Here is a 19061-nt window from a genome sequence, read left to right as displayed (position 1 = left end):
TCCTAGCACCTGCTCTAAAAAAATTAGTATGAAAACTGAACGAAACGACTTCGATCCTAAAGCATACCACCCCACCTTCCAGTGGGGTTTTCTTGCACCTAAATATTGGGGAATATGGCTAGGCCTGATTGTGGGGTTGCCGATTGCTTTACTGCCCATCCGTTTACAATATTGGATTGCCAGTAAAATCGCTAAAAATCTTGCCAGTAACCCACCGCGTACTGTGCACAACATCTGGGCCAACTTAACCTTATGCTTTCCGGACAAAAGTGATAATGAGAAAGAAGCCATCTTGTTGGAGTGCCTAACCACAGCAGGGGTCTTTCTACTCAACTTTCCGCTCATCACCCTCTTTGGCAAACGCTATTTAGAAAAGAGCTGTTCAATAAAAGGTCTAGAGCATTTACAAACGGTTCGAGAGCAAGGCCACAACGTCATTTTACTCACGCCACACACTTGGGCGATTGATGTTTTGCCAGTATTGCTCGCCTCAAAAGGCAGCCCAGTGGTGGCCATGGTCAAAGAGCAAAAAAACCCGGTTGGTGATTGGCTGATGCACAGGCAACGTATGCAATTTGGTGGACGAATTTACGAGCGCAGCGCCGGAATAAAACCTTACATGAAATCGGTGCGCGAGGGGTATATCGGTTATTATCTTCCTGACCAAGATCATGGCCGTGAACAGAGCCTGTTCGTCGATTTTTTTGCCACTCAGAAAGCCACCTTACCGGGTTTAGGCAAACTGGCTAAAGTGAGTAAAGCCAAGGTACTAGCTGCCTTTACTCGCCTTAATACCGAAACTGGCAAATATGAAATCACAATTTCTCCTGTGTGGGAGAACTTCCCAAGTGGGGATGAACACGCCGATGCCAGAGCCATGAACGTCTTTATCGAACAGCAAGTCTCTCGTTATCCAGAACAGTACATGTGGACGTTCCAACTTCTGCGTACGCGGCCCGATCCCAACGAGCGCAGCCCTTACAACAATGAAGATTTAAAGAAACCGGCGGTAAAATCATGAAGATCTTAGTTATTGGCCCTTCATGGGTGGGCGATATGGTGATGTCGCAGTCACTTTACACCACACTTAAGCAGCAACACCCTGATGCGCTGATTGATGTGATGGCGCCAGGCTGGTGTAAACCCATCTTAGAACGCATGCCCGAAGTGAACCGAGCGATTGAAATGCCGCTTGGCCATGGGGAGTTTAACTTGCTGGGCCGTCGTGAAATCGGTAAGTCGCTGCGCGAGTTTAAGTACGATCACGCCTACGTTTTGCCTAACTCGGCCAAATCGGCGCTCATTCCTTGGTTTGCCAATATTCCTCTGCGCACAGGCTGGCGCGGTGAGCTGCGTTATGGCCTGCTCAATGATTTACGCCCTAATAAAAAAGCCTTCCAGTATATGGTCGAGCGCTACGTGGCGCTGGCTCATCCGCGAGCGCAAATGGTCGATTCCGCCTCGCTCGGTGGCCTGGAAACGCTGCCTCGTCCTAAGCTTTCCATCGATGTCGAAGCGCAGCAACAAACGCTGGCGAAGTTTGATCTCTCTACACAAAGCAAAGCCATTGGCCTTTGCCCTGGCGCCGAGTTTGGCCCGGCTAAAAAATGGCCAGAAAGCCATTATGCCGAAGTCGCCCATGCCATGTGCCAGCAAGGCCATCAAGTATGGCTGTTTGGCTCGCAAAAAGATCTCGACACCTGCAACAGCATTAAACAGCGCGTGCCGAGCGAGTATCATGCTCAAATCCAAGTGTTAGCCGGGCAAACCAGCCTTATCGAAGCGGTGGATCTGCTGGCAGCTTGTCACACGGTGGTGAGTAACGATTCAGGCCTGATGCATGTCGCCGCGGCGGTTGGTTGTAATGTAGTGGCGGTGTATGGCTCGACCTCGCCGAAATACACCCCACCGCTGGCCGAAAAGGTCGAGATTGTGCATACCGATATTGAATGTCGCCCCTGCTTTAAACGTGAGTGCCAGTACCAGCATCTCAAATGTTTGTCGGAACTGACACCAAAGCAAGTGTTAGACAGCATTCGTAAGCTCGATGCCATTGCGGTGAGCGCATGTTAGTGCGGCTGTTCTATACGCTGATTCTGGCCCTTGCCGCGCCTTTGCTACTGTTCGGCTTGTATCGCAGCAAAGCGAATAAGCCAAAGTTTGGGGCGCGCTGGAAAGAGCATTTCGGTATCACGCCCAAACTTGATGGGCAAGCGAGACCACTGTGGATCCATGCCGTCTCTGTCGGTGAAAGCCTCGCGGCGATTCCGCTCATCAAAGCCATCAAAGCGCAAATCCCGGAGCAACGGATTGTCGTGACCACCACGACGAGTACTGGCGCAGAACAAATCGAAAAGCTGGGTGATTTAGTCGAACACCGCTATATGCCGATCGATTTCGCTTTTGCCGTCCGTGGTTTTCTTAAAGTGGTCAATCCCGCTAAGATGCTGATCATCGAAACCGAGCTGTGGCCCAACACCTTAGCCACCGTGCACAAAGCCAATATTCCGATTATCGTGGTCAATGCTCGTTTATCAGAAAAATCTCAGCAAAACTACGCCAAAGTGCAGCCGCTATTTAACCTGATCCATCCTTGTTTGAGTAAAGTTCTTTGCCAATCCCAAGCAGACGCGGATCGTTTCGCCAAGCTTGGGGTCGCGGCAGAGAAACTCTGCGTCACGGGTTCGATAAAATTCGATATCCATATCTCTGATGAGATCAAACGCAAAGGCGCTGAATTGCGCGCTCAGCTTGGCCAAGACAGACCTATCTGGATAGCCGCGAGCACCCACAAAGGCGAAGATGAACAGGTATTGGCCGCACATCGACAAGTACTTGAATCGCACTCCAACGCTCTGTTGATTTTAGTTCCTCGTCACCCAGAGCGTTTCGATTCGGTGTTCGAACTGTGCCAAGCACAAGGGTTTGAAACGATAAGGCGCACGCAACAGCAAGACGTTAGCGACTCGACTCAAGTTTACCTAGGCGACACCATGGGAGAGATGTTGATCTTGCTGGGCGCAGCTGATGTCTGTTTTATGGGTGGAAGCCTGATTGGAGACAAAGTAGGCGGGCATAATGTGTTAGAGCCAGCAGCGCTGGGAGTTCCTGTTATAACTGGGCCGAGTTTCTTTAATTTTAAAGAAATTACCGTAGAATTACAGCAAGCCAATGGCATCATCGTTAGTGAAGGCACTGACATCGCTCTCCATATAGCTCGCCTCCTACATAACAACTCATTGTGTTGTAAACTCGCGAAATCAGCATATGGAGTGGTACATAATAATCAAGGTTCACTTGCTCGTACTTTGTCTGTGAGTATGAAACTGTCAGTCACTACGGATTCAACAATATGAACGTGTTCTTAGTCACATCACCATTTCAGTATATTTGTGCTTGTGAAGCCAAGGCCCACTATAAAACCAAAGAAAACATTCTAATACTAGTAAACCAAGAGTCAGAACCTGGTATTACCCAACAAAATAAACTCGTTAATTTTTCTGAATGGGATTGCGTGATAACAATCGGTCGAACTTCTCGCAGCAAACAGGTACCATCGGTTATACGAAAAATCAGGAAAATGGCACATGGTCGTGTCATTGATCACTTTTTCCATGCAGAATATAATGCTTGGCGTACAAAGCTAATTTTACGAAACTTAGACATTGTTAAAGAAGTCTATTTTGATGATGGAACATTAACAATTAATGAGTATGAAGAAGTTATTAGACCCAAAACTTGCTATTACCGACCACGTCTAATGCCTGACCTTATGACTCGACTTAGAGGTTGCCAACCAGTTGGTAAAATGCCTCAATCTACTAACCTTGAATTATTTACGATTTTTGATATTCCATCACCTATACATCACATTGAACGAAACACCTTTGAACACTTAAAAAGTCAATATAACCTAGAATCACTATATGATCCAAATGCTCCAATAGGATTTATTGGACAAGGGGCTATTGGCCATAAACGTAGAAAAACAATAGCAAGCTATATAAAGGAAGTATCGTATTTTCAGAAGAAACTAAACAAACCTATATTATATTTTCCACATAGAACAGAATCAGAAGAAGTTAGAAATAAAATATTAGCACTAGATAATGTTACTTACCATCATAGTGAGCTACCACTCGAGATAGAACTTATTGATAAGAGAATTCATTTATCAGCTCTTGTTGGTATACTTTCAACGGTACAATACACATCGTTAATATTGTACCCAAACATGCCAATATTTAATCTAGAAAACAACAACTTAAACCAAGACTACAATCTAGATGAGCATGTGAAGCAGAGGGAGAGTCGCATTGCGAATCTATTCACAAGATGCGGTATTGAAAACATAACCATTGAATAAAATAAGGCTACATATTCAATGCAGCCTTATTTTTATCCAGAAAAAGAGAAATATAGAGCTATGATTCTGAACTACTCTTCAATCAAATCAAATCGTAGTGCTGTTCCTCTAGCGATGTTTGTTTTCGCTTTTTTCCCCAAAACTTCATCATAATACTTAGGCGCTAAGCCAAAGCCAGGCCGAATACTACGCACATGCTCTTCGGTTAAGACCTCCCCCGCTTTGATATCCTTTACAATATATAAAGAGCGACGGAACTTAACATTGCCTTTCTCTGCCTCGGTACGCTCGTAATTCACTTTACCCAAAGCTGCCCAAGCGGTCTTTGTATCTCGGCACAATGCTTGCAGCTCATGCGGCTCTAATGAAAAGCTATCGTCGGCACCACCACCATTTCGATCCATCGTCACATGTTTTTCTATCAAACAAGCCCCAAGCGCCACTGATGTCACCGCCGTCGCATTGTCTATTGTGTGATCCGAAAGCCCTGCAAGAACATTAAAACGCTCAGCAATATCTGCAATTGTTCTGAGATTATATTGATCGGCAGGCGCTGGGTAACCACTCACACAGTGAAGTACCACGAGTTCCTGGCAACCATTCTCTTTCGCTGTCTTGATAGCCTCTGCAATCTCCACTTCATTTGCCATGCCTGTTGACATAATCATTGGCTTGCCCGTCTGTGCTACTCGCTTAATCAAGGGCAAGTCTATCAACTCGAAAGAAGCGATTTTATACGCAGGCGCGTCCAGTTCTTCTAAAAGGTCAACCGCTGTGAAATCAAACGGAGAGCTAAATATGGTTATGCCTAGCTGTTTGGCTTTCTCAAAGAGCGGCTTATGCCACTCCCAAGGCATATGCGCTCCCTTATAAAGTTCGTACAGGGTCTGGCCATCCCATAAGCCTCCATGAATTTGGAACTCCTCAGAGTCACAATCCATAGTGATTGTTTCATGGGTATAAGTTTGTAATTTGATCGCATCAGCCCCCGCCTTTTTTGCTTCTTCCATAATTTGGAAAGCACGGTTGATATCGCCATTATGATTAGCGGAAAGTTCTGCAATAATATAGGGAGGATAATCCGGACCGATTTTGCGGCCGTCAATGGTTATAAATGGCGTCATTTTTGCCTCAATCAATGGGTTGACGGATATAAGTTTCTTCATCGACTTGTTGGTAGTCGGCTTTTTGGAACAGTCGTTGTGATGCAATGTTGGCTTTCAAAACAGTGGCATGAAGTGTCACATCGGGATGGATTGCATCAATTGCTCGTAGCGCTTTGTACGCTATTCCTTTCCCATAATTCTGCGGATCAACAAAAATGGAGACAAGATAGTGTCCTGGACGCATTCTATCTAAACGAACGGCACCCACTTTTTGGCCTTCATTAGCTCGCTCCACAACCATATAGTAGTAGTCTGTAACTGAGCGTAATTTTCTCGACATCCAGGCATGATGTTCATCCCACGTTGGTATATTTGGCGTTAATGCATGTTTTCTGGTCTCTGGATGGCACTGCCATTCATAAATCAATGCAATATCTTCTGGTAACGCCCGCACCAAACTGATCCCTTCTTTCTCTTCTCCTAGTAACTGTTCGATTTCAAACACGACTCGACGAGCACCCCGTCCATCACAAAGCGCCAAATTGGTGTCTTTGATCTGTGACCATTGCTTTAGCAGCTTCTGGTACTCATCGGCTAAACGCTGAGGGATAACATCGATATCGACTTGCAAGGCCGCATGGCGCTTGACGAGCTGCTGGCAGATTAGCTGTTGATTTTCAGCTAAGGGAACAATAATGCTGGGTAAGCCAAGACAAGCACGCTCCCAACTGGTGGTGCCTGGTGCACCAATCGCCACATCATGAGCCAACATTAAGCTGGCCATATCTTCGACAAATTCTTGATGCGTGACCTGCGAGTGCAAAGCACACCACGCTTTCACTTTATGAAAGTGAGGTGCTCGCGGGGATAAGAGCACAGTAATTTCAGCGTCTATTTGTGGATGACACAATGACTCAAGCACTTTTAAGGTGGCATTGGGGGCGTCAATTCCGCCCATCGAAACCAGTACTTTAGGACGGTCTTCTGACAACGCTCGGCCAAGTGCGGCTTCTCGCTGACTCGAGAAACCTCGCTGCAACAAGGCATACTCACTACCAACCAGCACGCGTGTTTTTGACTCGGCATAAGCGGCTTGCTCACGTCCTAGCGTTTGATCCAATATCAGATCCGCTCGATGATGCCTTGCTAAATCGTCAATGGCAAGCAAGCGACAACCGAGCGATGCTTTGACCCGTTTCTGCCAAGGTTCTCCAATCGCATAGTGATCGGTAATGACCAGATCTGCCGCGGACACGGCCCTTAAGAAATCATCGGCATCGGCATCCACGCTCTTTTGCAGCCACGCCTCATAGTCGGCATCATGCGCGGGCTTCATCACTTCTCGAGGCTCGGGAAGAGCCAAAACGTCAAATCCTCGCTCCAGGATAAACGAACGCATATCTCCGGTGAGTGGCGTGCAAGCGAACAGAATTTCATGCCCTTTGCGGCGTAACTCATTAGCAAGTACCAGGCAACGCATCACATGCCCACTGCCGATCAATAAAGACGCATCGACTCGGAAAACAACCTTCATGACTTACCCTAACTTTGTGACTTAACGAGTTTCAAGGCAGTAAATAAGGATTCGGCGAACTCCCAGTCCTCAAGTGTATCGATGTCTTGAACACGCTTTCTAGGAAGAAGCACGATTCGAGAGTGAGGTGAAAAAACAGAACGTTTTTCCACAAAGGCATCGGTCTGCCCCCAATAAAACTGCCCTGCATCATGATAGGCTTCCTCAAGATCTTGTGATCTTACTTGCTCATTTTCTGGTGCAAACATCGAAACGCCACCGTCTTGACCCAGTTTGATTGCACGCTGAATGGGGAATGGGAACGATGTTGCACTAAAGACAAATTGCACTCCTGTCTCTTGCAATAGAGCATAGCCTTGCTGCAAATCTTCAGATCGCACGAACGGCGCCGTTGCGTATAAACAGCAGACCGCTTCAATATCCCAACCTTCATTTTGACACCAATGAATCGCATGAGCCATAACGTCCATCGTCGTCGCATAGTCGTCAGAAATGTCTGTCGGCCGTAAAAAAGGCACCTCAGCCCCATGAGCCTGGGCGACCTGGGCAATTTCAGCGTCATCGGTTGATACGATCACTTTATCAAAACAGCCAGAGGCCAAGGCGGCTTCAATGGAATAAGCGATCATCGGCTTACCATGAAACGCCTTGATATTTTTCCTTGGTATGCGTTTGCTACCACCTCGTGCTGGAATAATCGCGATTTTCATTAGCGTCTCTGTAATACGTCGGTGAGAATTTGAACCACGGTATTTTGTTGCTCAAGTGTCATACCATGAAACATGGGAAGTGACATCGCTTCTTGATAGTAGCGTTCAGATTCCGGGAAATCTCCTACACTAAAGCCCATCTTGGCGTAATAGGGCTGCGTATGGACCGGAATATAGTGCAGGTTCACACCGATCCCTCGCTCACGCAGTGCATCAAATACCTGCTTGTGACTTAATCCGATCTCCTCTAAGCACAAACGAATCACATAGAGATGTAAGCCAGAATACGTTTCCGGTAGTTGGTACGGTAGCACAATAGGTAAATCAGCCAATTGTTCATTGTAACGTTGCGCAATCTGATGTCGGGCAGTGACAAAATCTTCCAACCGCTGCATTTGGCTCACGCCCAACGCCGCTTGAAGCTCTGTCATTCGGTAGTTGTAACCCAAGGCGATCTGCTGATAATACCAGCCGCCATGGCTTTCCCCTTCCATCTGCTTTGGATCGCGGGTAATGCCATGACTGCGCAGTAACGCCAACTTGTCTGCAAGATCTGGGTGATTAGTCAAAGCAGCCCCACCCTCGGCAGTGGTGACTATTTTCACCGGGTGGAAACTAAATACGGTAATGTCTGAATAGTCACAATTGCCAATCGGCTGACCACGGTACTTGCCTCCAATGGCATGCGAGGCATCTTCAATCACGTGAAATCCGTACTCCTTCGCTAACTTACCAATGGCTTGCATGTCGCAGGGCTGACCACACAGATGAACGGGCACCACGATTTTCGGCAGCATGCCCTTCGCTTTGGCCTTGATGAGTTTTTCTTCGAGCTTGCGGGGGCATAGGTTATACGTTGCGGGGTCGATATCGACAAAGTCCACCTTTGCGCCACAATACAAGGCACAATTTGCCGACGCGACGAACGTAATAGGTGACGTCCACAACCAATCCCCTTCACCCAGTCCCAGTGCTAAACAGGCCATGTGCAGCGCCGAGGTCGCACTATTGACGGCAAAGGCGAACTTCGCTCCAGTATGCTCAGTTAAGGTTTTTTCAAACGCAGGAACTTGAGGTCCTTGGGTGAGGAAATCGGATTTCAACACCTCAACGACACTATCAATATCTTGCTGACTTATGTCTTGCTTTCCGTAAGGGATCACTGCGGCTCTCACACTGCAAAGTTGGGATCTACGTGCTCTTTGATGAGCTCGCGTAAGCTTTCAATACTTTCCCACTCTGTATTGGTACCGGAGTTGTATTTAAATCCAAACGGCACTTTTTCAGCTTTGTGGTGTTTGAGATATTCTGCTTCGGTGTAAGTAAAGGAAACAGAAGGCAGAATCGCGTAATACTTACCAAGGTCGATAGTATTAAGAGAGTCTGTGTCGGTGATCATCTCTTCGTGCAGTTTCTCACCTGGGCGGATCCCAACAACCTCAGTTTTGCACTCAGGTGCAATGGCTTTTGCGATATCTAATATCTTGTACGATGGGATCTTCGGTACAAAAATTTCACCGCCAAGATGGTGCTCAAGCGCATACATCACCATGTTTACGCCATCTTGCAATGAAATATTAAAACGCGTCATCTCTTCATGAGTGATCGGTAACACACCTTCTGCACGCTTTTTCAAAAAGAAAGGAATCACTGAACCACGAGAGCCCATGACGTTGCCGTAACGCACGACACTAAAACGGATTTTCTTTGAGCCCTTGATGTTATTCGCTGCAGTAAACAGCTTATCTGATGCGAGCTTGGTGGCGCCATAAAGGTTAATGGGTGCGCAGGCTTTATCTGTCGAAAGGGCAACAACATCTTTGACACCACACTGAAGCGCGGCCTGAATAACATTCTCCGCCCCATCGATGTTGGTACGAATACACTCTGTTGGGTTGTATTCGGCGGTATCTACTTGTTTGATCGCGGCAGCATGAATGATCACATCAACCCCTTCACAAGCTTGGATCATACGGTTACGATCACGCACATCGCCAATAAAGAAACGAAGTTGAGGGTACTGGTTGTGTGGATACTGCTGTTTCAGCTCAAACTGCTTCAGTTCATCACGAGAGAAAATGATTATTTTCTTCACTGCTGGATAACGGTTAAGGATTGTTTTGACGAACTGCTTACCAAATGAACCAGTTCCACCAGTAATCAGGACTGTTTTATTATTTAACATATTTTCTCCAGTTAATTCTTGAGCCATCTAGATCAGTGACACTTTTGCAAGTCGTTAATAATCGTTGCAACATACTGTTTTACCATTATTTTATCATCAAACATTGCTGCATACTTTGCGTCAGAAAATTTCTGCCTAAAATACTCTTCGCTAGATGGATTTACACATCCAGGTATAGCCTTATTATCTATCCAACCTAACAAGGATTCCAGAACTTCTTCTCTTGAATGATTTCGCTCCAACATCAAATCTTCAAATGACTGAAGTGCACTAAAACTGTACACGTTTGGTATCCCAGAAAACCAAGTATCACCCATCAAAATCGATTTTCGCTCAAAACATGCCGCTTCAATACACGCCGTACCTGTTTGGCTCACAGTAAGAAGGGCATTTCTAACTAATGTCTCAGACTTAACGTTTAGATCAACCAAAAATACATTCGGAATGTCAGTGAGTACTTTATAAAGATAAGGACTTTTTCCACGATAACCAGGAAGCATACGCGTAAATTGAGAATAATGTTCCTTAACATATATAGGAATATTTTTCGGTATAAAACTCCGTAGCGCAATAATAGCGTCATAAGATTGGTAGTACAATCCACCATCAGGGTTAGATGTTCTTTCTGGCTCATAGTGAAGTGGATAGTAAACATAATCCAAATTTAGAGAAAGAGGTATAACATTTGTTAAATATGCATTTTCCAGTTTAGTGTGTATTTTATTTGAAATTAACTGAGAAAATACGCTCCTACTATTATCCTCATAAAAAAAGTTATTATTTATCGCATAACTATTTCTTTGCTTCTTTTTCCTAGAATATTTAACCCCCTTCCCAAAGAGCTCTAAGTATTTAATAATACCAAGTCTTTCTTTCTTAATGTCATGTTTTTTTTGATTGATCATATATAACGGTTCTTCAGGAGAAGAAGAAAATGAACTTACATAATCTGTATATATGTCTTTAAAGATGCTTGCAACTTTTTCGTTACGGCATACATTAACAACCGTTCCATAAAAATCTTTACATACATGCATTAATGGAGCAACACCCGACTGCATGAGATGGTATCTTGGTATATTTAATATTTCACACAAGCCATACAAGACCATACCTACAGGAGAGTGTGGCGCTTCCGATGCCACTAACAATTTTATGTTCTCATCAACTATAATATTATAATAATAATTGAACCACAAATAAAAAACAGCCTCTCTTTCTAGCCTAGAAAAGCGTCGTATATCATCCTGTCGATCCATTATCTTGTAGACTTTGTCTTTTAAAACAAAAAACTTCTTATCTAATAAAATTTCTCTTGAAGGAGTATGAACTATTTTTCTTTTCCCTAACAACCCTTTATTTACTCTAAAAAAATTTTCTACATTACAACTGGGGAACAGCTCTTTAGCTCTATCATCTAACTTAGGATCCCCAAGCCAAATTTTAATATCAAATTTGGCTATTTTGAGTTCTTTAGCCACATCCAACCATACAGCCCTACCCGCTGGTATGTAGATCACATTAATCATGAGATATCACCAAATCTGTTTGTTATTTTCAAAGAAGAATCTATTTTTAATATAATTATTTTAGCATACACTGAGATCCTTGTCATTATGAATATATTTCTAGTCACATCACCTTTACAGATATTAAACGCTATAGAGGAAAGAATAGAGTTTAACTGTCAGAATAATATTCTTACCTTAAGGGAAGGTAAAAACAAATACCGGAAGAAAGTAAATAAAATCGATGCTTACATTAAAAGAATGGGACCACATCATATATTTACCAAGAAGAAACAAAGTTCTTTCTATCTTATTAGTCATGTCAAAAGTAAAGAAAATAACAACAAATAATAAAATAGAAACTTTTTTCTTTGCTGATTACTCGGCATGGAGAACAAATGTGTTTCTGAACAATTTTCACGCAGAAAAAGAGATTATGATTGATGATGGTGGTGTTTTAACGCTGAGAGAATACAAATCAAAGATAAAAAATTACAAATTATTATTTTCAAATAAAAAGTACAACTTCATTTTCAATCTACTTAGATTCTCGCCACCTAGAGATATTTTTCCATCAAAAAGGTTTATATATTCACTATTTTTGACTTGGAAAAAAGTGAAATACCGATAATAAAGAACGAGCTAAATTTTATAAAATCAAAATTTATTATTCCCCCATAGAACAGAATCCAAAGAAGTAGAACGTAAGATTCTAAAAATTAAAAATGTAGTATACGTAAGACCAGTATTTCCAATAGAAATAGAATTAATGAGTAAAAAACCACCTTCTAAAGAAGGTGGCTTTGTGAGAGCCCCCTAAAAGGGGGGCCTTTGTTTAGTCCAGCGCTAATTCTTGCTGCTCCTGGCGCTCTTTCTTTTCCTGATGTCTGACATATCGTCGGATTATTTCTTCATTAATTCCAACACTATCGACAAAATAGCCTCGCTGCCAAAAGTGATTACCCCACAGTTTATTCTTCCGTAGATATGGAAATTTACTGAATACTTTCAGGGCTATTTTGCCCTTCAATACCCCCATCAACTTGGATATTGATAGCTTGGGTGGCACCTTAACCACTAAGTGCACATGATCTACTTGGACATTCAGCTCTACGACTTCACATCCAAGTTGATTACAGTACACATATATACACCGATAAACCTCTTTACCAACATTGTTCTTCAATATCCGAAACCGATACTTTGGAGTCCATACGATGTGATATTGACATCTCCAAAATACGTGGGAAGCTTGCTTGTATCTACTCATGTTATTTGTCCTCTTTGACTTCGCTAAAAATCAAGGGAGCAATTAGCATGGGTAGAACTACAGGCCAAGCCTAATTGAATGATAACCACCTACTGAAGTAGGTGGTTTAGGGCTGAAAATAAAAATGTAAACATTAAGGAAATATATGGGATTGGCTCCACTGCTTTAGTCACTCTATCAAGCTTAATTCCTGATGCTAAAATTTATAACATAAATTTTGATATCTCATCTTATATAAATACATCTTTTGGGGAAAATTTTTTGGAGATCAATCCTTTTGTAAATTCAAGCACATACACCTTGATATACCCAAAGGATTTCAATTAGCACACAAAAAGGCCCTGAAAATACAAGGGCCATATATTATGTTATCTATAAAACCGACTAATCTGCTCTAGCGCTTGCTGCAGATAAGTAAAGTTAGGTTGTTGATCTTTCAATTGGCGGTTGGTTTTGTCCATAAACTGGTACTGGCCACCGCCACCCACTTCGAGAATGTTGTCATTGGTAATGATGGCATAGCCACTGTAGTTAGAGGAAATGATCCAATCACGTTTTACCGCTTTGCCCAGCAAATCTTCGCCGACTGAGTAATCTTTAACGTCGTTGGTGACGCCAAGATAATGCTTCATCAAAGTAGGCACCACATCTTGATGACTGGTTAGCGCCTCGGTGCTCCACTGCATGTTTTCAGCATCAACACCGGGGCCAAATATCGCAAACGGCACGTTGACCTGTGCATCGGTAAAGTTGCTATTATGCCCCCAGAAGTTGAGCTTGTTGTCGTTCATCTCTTGCCCGTGGTCACCAGTAATGATCACTAGGGTATTTTCTAGATCGCCACTCTCTTTGAGTTTATCGAGCACTTTGGCCGCCATTGAATCGACATAACGCACGCTGGTTTTGTAGCGATTGAAAAATGGCGTTGGATCCGTGTCGTTATTTAGCTTGAGATAGTTTACCTCTTTCAGCATCGGCTCATATTTCGGTTCGAAATTGGGCGGGAAATCATAGCCATGTGGCGCATCGTAAAACAAGAAAGAGAACGTTGGCTTCGACTTATCACGTTGATCGTACCAAGCTAGCCAATCTTGGGTTAAGTCGGCATCCAACTCGGATGGGCGGTTGCCTTTTGAGCCAATACGCAAGTCGTTCACTTTGGTGAACACGGTTTGATTGAACTCGGGCTTACGCAATTGTGCAGCGGTAAAGATACCAAGCTGATAATCCATCGCTTGCAGACGATCAATCAACACTGGGCTTTGCTGGTTGGCTAAAAAGCCATGCCAGTACGTTCCCGGTACTCCGTAAAATAGCCCAAAAATCCCCGTACGGGTCGCATTCCCCGTGGAGATATGGTTATTGAACACCACACCCGCTTGAGCATATTTCCACATATTAGGGGAGTTTTCCGCGTTAAAAGTGTCTGCACGCCATGAATCGACCACCAGCAACATGATGTTCAACGGTTTTGCGACTGGTTGAGTTTGCAGTGGAGCCAAAGGATAGTTGAGATCGTTTTTACGCTTAAAAGCCAATGCCTTCTGCCTTTCCAACGCTTCTTCATCCACCCAACCGCGTTTACGCATAAATTTATCTGCCGTTGCAGGATAGAACAGCGGCAAGTAGCGTTTGACGGTCGTCACAGGCTGATAGGCATGCGCGGCCGCCCAAATATGAATGGCGTTAGTTGCAAGTAATGCCACGAAGGTCAAAAGCGCAAACTTACGTCCTAGCTTCAGGTTGCGCACTGGCGCTCCAGCTTCTAGCCAGCGAATTAACCACCACTGCGCCGCCAACAGAATACCCACACCACCAATTACCATCAGCCAAGTAATCAACGGGAAGCTGACAATCTGCCCTGACATCACCAGTTCAAGCACCACGGCATTAATATGGAATCGATATTGCGCAAAGACGATGGTATCAATAAACAGCGTCGCGACGCCGAGTGAGGCAATCAAAGCTTGAGTACCATTGCGCAGCGATTGAGGTAGTAGCAGCGCTGGAATGGCAAGCAGACCAATCAACGCGGCAAGCAGTGTCATTTGCCCCCAGGTGCCCACGAGAATAAAAGCGATGCCTAACGGATCGCTCGGAAACTCAGGTAAAAACGCGAAAAAACGGCTGGCGATGAGCATGAGCACTAGGGCGTTAATCAGAATAAACCAACCGTGAGCATGCAGCTTTTGTTTGAAGGACATGTACTATTTCCTGAAACTAATGATGAGTTATCGGACGCTTTGGTAGCCTTGCAGCAAGGCTTGAAAGTCATCGCGCTGCCAGTGAATGTTTCGTTTCACTAACTCTTTGTTAAATGAGCGTAGTAAGCGGGCTAAGTTCGCTTGTTTCCACGCTTCTCCCGGCTGTGCAAAGCACTTATCAAAATCGATAATCCATACCTTTTGCTGATCATCCAACAGAATATTGTGGATGTTCAGATCGGTATGATTGACGCCCACTTGGTGCATCTTGGCAATTTCGATCCCAATTTGATGATAACGCTCCGCACCCAAGTGAGACGCTTGTAAAAGAGCAACTAAGTCTTGCGCGTTGGCAATCCGTTCACTAAGCAAATCCGCTTGATAAAACGGCCCTTTTTTCACCGCTCGGGCGGCAATCGGCCTAGGGACATTGACGCCCGCCGTGCGCAGTTGGCTCAGAAGCTCAAACTCGGCCACACTGCGAGTCTTATCCCAACTCGTGAACCAATAGCGATCTTTAACCAACTTACCAAATAGGCCACCACGGCGGTAATGGCGCAGCGCGGCCTGTCTATCCCCTAGCTGCACAAACCATGTAGTGCCTCGGCCAAGAGCGCTCCCCTGTACAAGGTTGTTTTGCTGCCAATAGTCTGCATCAAATAGTGGTAAAGTCGGGTCGGCAACGATCTCTGCGTCATAACAGAGATAGGTATCGCCAATTTGCTTGCGTTGTATCATGTTTACCACCAGTGGTAACTGCCGATGATGTACAGCCAAGTGAATCCGGCAAAGGTCAGCGCGACTAAAACGGCCGCCGAGCCGATATCTTTCGCCCGGCCACTTAGCTCATGGCGCTCGACACCGATCCTATCCACCACCGCCTCAATGGCAGAATTTAACAGTTCAACAATTAACACCAGCACCACGACTGCCAGCATGGCAATTCGCTCGAGCACGGTCACGTCCAGCCAGCAAACCAACACAATTGCCGCCAGTAGCAAGGCCGATTCTTGACGTACCGCCGCTTCGTGTTTAAACGCCGCTTTCAATCCTTGAATCGAATAGCCTGTCGCTTTAATAATCCGTTTGACGCCGGTATTCCCCGGTTTGCCAAGATTCTCCTGAGTCATAAAAGGTGCTGCCTTGTAATGTCTGCGCGGTTTTCAAAGAGGCTCATTTTACATTTATCTCGGGTATCTGCATAATTTAGCCAGATTTTTTTGTGAGCTTTAATTATGCCGCTGTTTAGCCAAGCCCCAGACTCTGTTTGTTTCCTAAGATTATCCGCCATTGGCGATGTCTGTCATGCGGTGGCTGCCGTACAAGCCTTGCAGCGTCACTGGCCAGAGACCAAAGTGACTTGGATTATCGGCAAAGTGGAAGCGCAGCTTTTACAAGGGCTTGAAGGCGTTGAGCTGATCGTCTTTGACAAAAAGCAAGGTCTTAAAGGAATGCAGGCAGTGTGGGCACAATTGCAAGGACGTCGTTTCGATGCGCTGGTCCATATGCAGCTCGCCTTGCGCGCTAGTCTGTTAACCTTGGGCATTAAGGCGCGTTATAAAGTCGGATTTCATTTGAAACGGGCTAAAGAGGGTCAGTGGCTGTTTACGAATCACAAGATTGCCGACACCGACTCCGCCCACGTGTTGGACAGCTTCTACTCGTTTATTGAGTACTTGGGCGTTCCGCGCTCACTTCCTCTGTGGAATCTGCCGATTAGCGCCGCGGATCGTCAGTTTGCCAGCGACGCGCTGGGCGATAAACCGACCTTAGTTATCTCGCCAGCCGCGAGTAAAGATGAGCGCAACTGGCTGAGTGAACGATACGCCGCTCTCGCCGACTACGCCTATACGCACGGTTATCAAGTGGCGATTTGTGGCTCTCCGGCAGAACGTGAAAAACGCCTCGCAGATGAGATTATTCGTCAAATGTCGCACCCTGCGCTCAACTTGGTTGGGCAAACCAACTTAAAACAGCTCGCCGCGCTGTTAGCCAAAGCAAGCGTGGTGGTGGCCCCCGATTCCGGACCAGCGCATATCGCCACCACTCAAGGCACACCGGTGATTGGCCTTTATGGTCACAGCAACCCCAAGCGCACCGGCCCTTACAACAATTTAGCGCAGGTGGTAAGCGTATATGAATCTTTCGCCGAGCAACAATACGGCAAACCTGCGGCGCAACTGGCGTGGAGTACACGCGTGAAAGGTAAGCACATAATGCAAGAAATCACCTTGGATGCCGTGAAAACCGCATTCGATAGGCTCATTCAAGATAACAACCCCAAAGGTAGGCAAGATGTCTGATTTTCCGGCCAAGGCCACAAGCAAACCGACGTTGGCCGTTGCGCTGATCGTCAAAAACGAAGCGTCTAATCTGGATGCCTGCTTAAAAACCGTCGAAGGCTGGGTGGATGAAATTGTCATTCTCGATTCAGGCAGCAGCGACGAAACCGAAGCGATTGCGAGAAAGTACACCGATAAATTCTTCGTCAACACAGCGTGGCCAGGTTTTGGTCCACAACGTCGCTTGGCGCAGCAACATATCGAATCCGATTATGTCTTGTGGCTGGATGCCGATGAGCGCGTCACACCAGAACTCAAAAACAGTATTTTGCAAGCGGTACAGCGCAATGAATCCAATACACTCTATAGCATGTGTCGATTGAGTTGGGTATTTGGGCGCTATATTCGTCACTGCGGCTGGTATCCGGATCGTGTGGTTCGTCTTTACCCCACAAAATTGACCCAATACGACGACGCGCTGGTGCACGAGAAGGTTGAGATCTCCGGCGCTATGCAGGTAAAAGAGCTACAAGGCGACGCGATTCACTACACGTACAACGATTTGCACCACTATTTGGTTAAATCGGCCGGATACGCGAAAGCATGGGCCGAGCAGCGAGAAAAACGTGGCAAGAAAAGCAGCATTAGCGAAGGTGTGGTGCATGCCATCGCTTGCTTTGTCAAAATGTACATTGTCAAAGCTGGTTTTTTAGATGGCAAACAAGGATTTTTGCTATCGCTACTCTCAGCGCACTCCACTTTGGTGAAGTACGCTGATTTATGGATTAGGACAAGTACTGAGAAACCCAAGGATTAAGGGATTGTAGTGCCGCGTTGATGTCGATGCGGCTCATATCGGCCTCCGCGGCCTCACCGCCGCCTTTTGGCGGAGAAAACGCCAAGTGACGCCCTGGAGAATTGAGCGGCTGCCAACGTAAAGGGGTCGACGAGCGTTTACTCGGGAAGAAACCTATGGTCGGTACATCCAAGGTTGCCGCTATATGCAACGGCCCGGTTGACCCCGCGATAAACAAATCAGCGCAAGCGATGGAACGGGTAAAGTCCACCAGCCCTTCATTCTCATCATACACCACGCCATGTCCGCCGAGCGCGGTATATTCTTCGAGCAAATCCCGTGCTTTCTGCTCTTCCCCAGGCCCTGCCGTCACAATCAACTGAAAGTCAGCATCAATGCCTTTCAACAACTGCGCGTATTGTGTCAGGGTGAGATTGTTGGCCGATCCCCCTGTGCCAGCGTGCACCATCACCCACGCTTTATGCGCTTCAATGCCCAGTTGCTCCGCGAGTTTGATTTTTTGTATCGCCAGTTCGCTAGCATCAAACTGCAAGAACGGTGCCTGCGGTTCGACCGGAGTAATGCCTTGCTCTGCTAAGAAAGCGCGAATCAAATCGAGATTGTATTGATACTCAGGCTTGGCCGAGCGCGAACGTTTTTGTTTGATACGGCGATTGTAAAAAATCTGCGCGATTTTGGTTGCTGGTGCTAAACGATAGCGAATGCCCGCTTTCCACACCAACAGGGCATTATATGTGGTTGAAAAGAGGTTGATCGAAGCGTCAAACTGACGCGCTTTCATCTCTGCAACCAACTGTTTCTGCGCCTCTTTACTGCCCTTTTCCGTGGGATCGATCATCACCTCATCAATCCACGGACAGAGTCGAGCCAGCTCTTGTGTATAACGAGGCACCAACGCGGTAATGTGGGATTCGGGCATCGATTGCTTGAGCATCGCAAAGCTTGGCCAAGCCAACATAAAATCGCCAATTTTATCGTTTCGGATCACCAGTAATTTTTTCATTTATCTGTTCGCATTCGATTTTTTCTGTCGTCATGATACATGCATATTGATAGCATGTAGACATTTTGAGCTGAAG

At 45.6% G+C, this 19061-nt stretch carries 17 protein-coding genes; 6 read left to right on the top strand and 11 right to left on the bottom strand.

Features of this window, described 5'->3' with window-relative positions; translation table 11 throughout:
- The first annotated feature begins 28 nt into the window (after positions 1 to 28).
- The 4 genes from lpxM to EA26_RS01915 are packed head-to-tail and all read left to right on the top strand — an operon-like array spanning position 29 to position 4366.
- Positions 29 to 1021, top strand: a complete 993-nt coding sequence (gene lpxM, locus EA26_RS01930; RefSeq protein ID WP_039422805.1) for a lauroyl-Kdo(2)-lipid IV(A) myristoyltransferase — start codon at positions 29 to 31, stop codon at positions 1019 to 1021.
- On the top strand, positions 1015 to 2073 hold the full coding sequence (gene waaF / locus EA26_RS01925) for a lipopolysaccharide heptosyltransferase II (protein ID WP_039422803.1): 1059 nt from the start codon (positions 1015 to 1017) through the stop codon (positions 2071 to 2073). The genes lpxM and waaF overlap by 7 nt, the downstream gene beginning before the upstream one ends.
- Complete coding sequence (waaA, locus tag EA26_RS01920; protein ID WP_039422800.1) at positions 2067 to 3356, top strand: lipid IV(A) 3-deoxy-D-manno-octulosonic acid transferase; 1290 nt, start codon at positions 2067 to 2069, stop codon at positions 3354 to 3356. Before waaF ends, waaA begins: the two co-directional genes overlap by 7 nt.
- A complete protein-coding gene (locus tag EA26_RS01915) occupies positions 3353 to 4366 on the top strand; it encodes a hypothetical protein (protein WP_039422799.1) in 1014 nt (337 codons plus the stop codon). The genes waaA and EA26_RS01915 overlap by 4 nt, the downstream gene beginning before the upstream one ends.
- 71 nt (positions 4367 to 4437) lie before the next feature.
- Here EA26_RS01915 and pseI read toward each other — a convergent pair whose 3' ends face one another.
- The 10 genes from pseI to EA26_RS01860 form a co-directional block, all read right to left on the bottom strand.
- Positions 4438 to 5490, bottom strand: a complete 1053-nt coding sequence (gene pseI / locus EA26_RS01910; RefSeq protein WP_039422797.1) for a pseudaminic acid synthase — start codon at positions 5488 to 5490, stop codon at positions 4438 to 4440.
- Positions 5491 to 5497: 7 nt separating this feature from the next.
- Positions 5498 to 7006 carry a UDP-2,4-diacetamido-2,4,6-trideoxy-beta-L-altropyranose hydrolase gene (pseG, locus tag EA26_RS01905; protein ID WP_039422795.1) on the bottom strand — a complete coding sequence of 503 codons (1509 nt, stop codon included), beginning with the start codon at positions 7004 to 7006 and terminating at the stop codon, positions 5498 to 5500.
- Positions 7007 to 7014: 8 nt separating this feature from the next.
- Entirely contained in the window at positions 7015 to 7716 is a 702-nt protein-coding gene (gene pseF / locus EA26_RS01900; protein ID WP_039422793.1) for a pseudaminic acid cytidylyltransferase, read from the bottom strand.
- Complete coding sequence (pseC, locus tag EA26_RS01895) at positions 7716 to 8891, bottom strand: UDP-4-amino-4,6-dideoxy-N-acetyl-beta-L-altrosamine transaminase (protein WP_152593647.1); 1176 nt, start codon at positions 8889 to 8891, stop codon at positions 7716 to 7718. The genes pseF and pseC overlap by 1 nt, the downstream gene beginning before the upstream one ends.
- Entirely contained in the window at positions 8888 to 9901 is a 1014-nt protein-coding gene (pseB, locus tag EA26_RS01890) for a UDP-N-acetylglucosamine 4,6-dehydratase (inverting) (protein ID WP_039422791.1), read from the bottom strand. Before pseB ends, pseC begins: the two co-directional genes overlap by 4 nt.
- Before the next feature lie 32 nt (positions 9902 to 9933).
- Positions 9934 to 11430 (bottom strand): hypothetical protein, encoded by a 1497-nt coding sequence (locus EA26_RS01885; protein ID WP_039422789.1) that lies wholly within the window; start codon positions 11428 to 11430, stop codon positions 9934 to 9936.
- A gap of 814 nt (positions 11431 to 12244) precedes the next feature.
- On the bottom strand, positions 12245 to 12679 hold the full coding sequence (tnpA, locus tag EA26_RS01875; RefSeq protein ID WP_039422787.1) for an IS200/IS605 family transposase: 435 nt from the start codon (positions 12677 to 12679) through the stop codon (positions 12245 to 12247).
- Between the two features lie 368 nt (positions 12680 to 13047).
- Positions 13048 to 14883, bottom strand: coding sequence for a DUF3413 domain-containing protein (locus EA26_RS01870; RefSeq protein ID WP_039422785.1), 1836 nt, complete (start codon positions 14881 to 14883; stop codon positions 13048 to 13050).
- A 27-nt stretch (positions 14884 to 14910) separates the two neighbouring features.
- On the bottom strand, positions 14911 to 15621 hold the full coding sequence (locus tag EA26_RS01865; RefSeq protein ID WP_039422783.1) for a 3-deoxy-D-manno-octulosonic acid kinase: 711 nt from the start codon (positions 15619 to 15621) through the stop codon (positions 14911 to 14913).
- 2 nt (positions 15622 to 15623) lie between these two features.
- A complete protein-coding gene (locus EA26_RS01860; RefSeq protein WP_039422781.1) occupies positions 15624 to 16013 on the bottom strand; it encodes a diacylglycerol kinase in 390 nt (129 codons plus the stop codon).
- A gap of 105 nt (positions 16014 to 16118) precedes the next feature.
- Here EA26_RS01860 and EA26_RS01855 point away from each other — a divergent pair, with 105 nt between their 5' ends.
- Together EA26_RS01855 and EA26_RS01850 are read left to right on the top strand one after the other, a co-directional pair.
- Positions 16119 to 17186 carry a glycosyltransferase family 9 protein gene (locus tag EA26_RS01855; RefSeq protein ID WP_039422779.1) on the top strand — a complete coding sequence of 356 codons (1068 nt, stop codon included), beginning with the start codon at positions 16119 to 16121 and terminating at the stop codon, positions 17184 to 17186.
- Complete coding sequence (locus EA26_RS01850) at positions 17179 to 17982, top strand: glycosyltransferase family 2 protein (protein WP_039422777.1); 804 nt, start codon at positions 17179 to 17181, stop codon at positions 17980 to 17982. Before EA26_RS01855 ends, EA26_RS01850 begins: the two co-directional genes overlap by 8 nt.
- On the opposite strand, the gene EA26_RS01845 is transcribed toward EA26_RS01850, so the two are convergent.
- Complete coding sequence (locus EA26_RS01845) at positions 17951 to 18985, bottom strand: glycosyltransferase family 9 protein (RefSeq protein ID WP_039422775.1); 1035 nt, start codon at positions 18983 to 18985, stop codon at positions 17951 to 17953. The two genes, EA26_RS01850 and EA26_RS01845, sit on opposite strands and share 32 nt — an antisense overlap.
- Positions 18986 to 19061: the final 76 nt, after the last annotated feature.

Origin of the sequence: Vibrio navarrensis, assembly GCF_000764325.1 — a bacterium.
In the GTDB taxonomy this organism is placed as follows: Bacteria; Pseudomonadota; Gammaproteobacteria; order Enterobacterales; family Vibrionaceae; genus Vibrio; species Vibrio navarrensis.
This window is presented reverse-complemented; position numbering and strand designations above follow the sequence as displayed.

What these genes read in the sequence shown, in the direction of transcription:
- lpxM (WP_039422805.1), top strand. Translation starts at nt 29, where the DNA reads ATGAAAACTGAACGAAACGACTTCGATCCTAAAGCATACCACCCCACC.
- waaA (WP_039422800.1), top strand. Translation starts at nt 2,067, where the DNA reads ATGTTAGTGCGGCTGTTCTATACGCTGATTCTGGCCCTTGCCGCGCCT.
- EA26_RS01915 (WP_039422799.1), top strand. Translation starts at nt 3,353, where the DNA reads ATGAACGTGTTCTTAGTCACATCACCATTTCAGTATATTTGTGCTTGT.
- pseI (WP_039422797.1), bottom strand. Translation starts at nt 5,490, where the DNA reads ATGACGCCATTTATAACCATTGACGGCCGCAAAATCGGTCCGGATTAT.
- pseG (WP_039422795.1), bottom strand. Translation starts at nt 7,006, where the DNA reads ATGAAGGTTGTTTTCCGAGTCGATGCGTCTTTATTGATCGGCAGTGGG.
- pseF (WP_039422793.1), bottom strand. Translation starts at nt 7,716, where the DNA reads ATGAAAATCGCGATTATTCCAGCACGAGGTGGTAGCAAACGCATACCA.
- pseB (WP_039422791.1), bottom strand. Translation starts at nt 9,901, where the DNA reads ATGTTAAATAATAAAACAGTCCTGATTACTGGTGGAACTGGTTCATTT.
- EA26_RS01885 (WP_039422789.1), bottom strand. Translation starts at nt 11,430, where the DNA reads ATGATTAATGTGATCTACATACCAGCGGGTAGGGCTGTATGGTTGGAT.
- tnpA (WP_039422787.1), bottom strand. Translation starts at nt 12,679, where the DNA reads ATGAGTAGATACAAGCAAGCTTCCCACGTATTTTGGAGATGTCAATAT.
- EA26_RS01870 (WP_039422785.1), bottom strand. Translation starts at nt 14,883, where the DNA reads ATGTCCTTCAAACAAAAGCTGCATGCTCACGGTTGGTTTATTCTGATT.
- EA26_RS01865 (WP_039422783.1), bottom strand. Translation starts at nt 15,621, where the DNA reads ATGATACAACGCAAGCAAATTGGCGATACCTATCTCTGTTATGACGCA.
- EA26_RS01860 (WP_039422781.1), bottom strand. Translation starts at nt 16,013, where the DNA reads ATGACTCAGGAGAATCTTGGCAAACCGGGGAATACCGGCGTCAAACGG.
- EA26_RS01855 (WP_039422779.1), top strand. Translation starts at nt 16,119, where the DNA reads ATGCCGCTGTTTAGCCAAGCCCCAGACTCTGTTTGTTTCCTAAGATTA.
- EA26_RS01850 (WP_039422777.1), top strand. Translation starts at nt 17,179, where the DNA reads ATGTCTGATTTTCCGGCCAAGGCCACAAGCAAACCGACGTTGGCCGTT.
- EA26_RS01845 (WP_039422775.1), bottom strand. Translation starts at nt 18,985, where the DNA reads ATGAAAAAATTACTGGTGATCCGAAACGATAAAATTGGCGATTTTATG.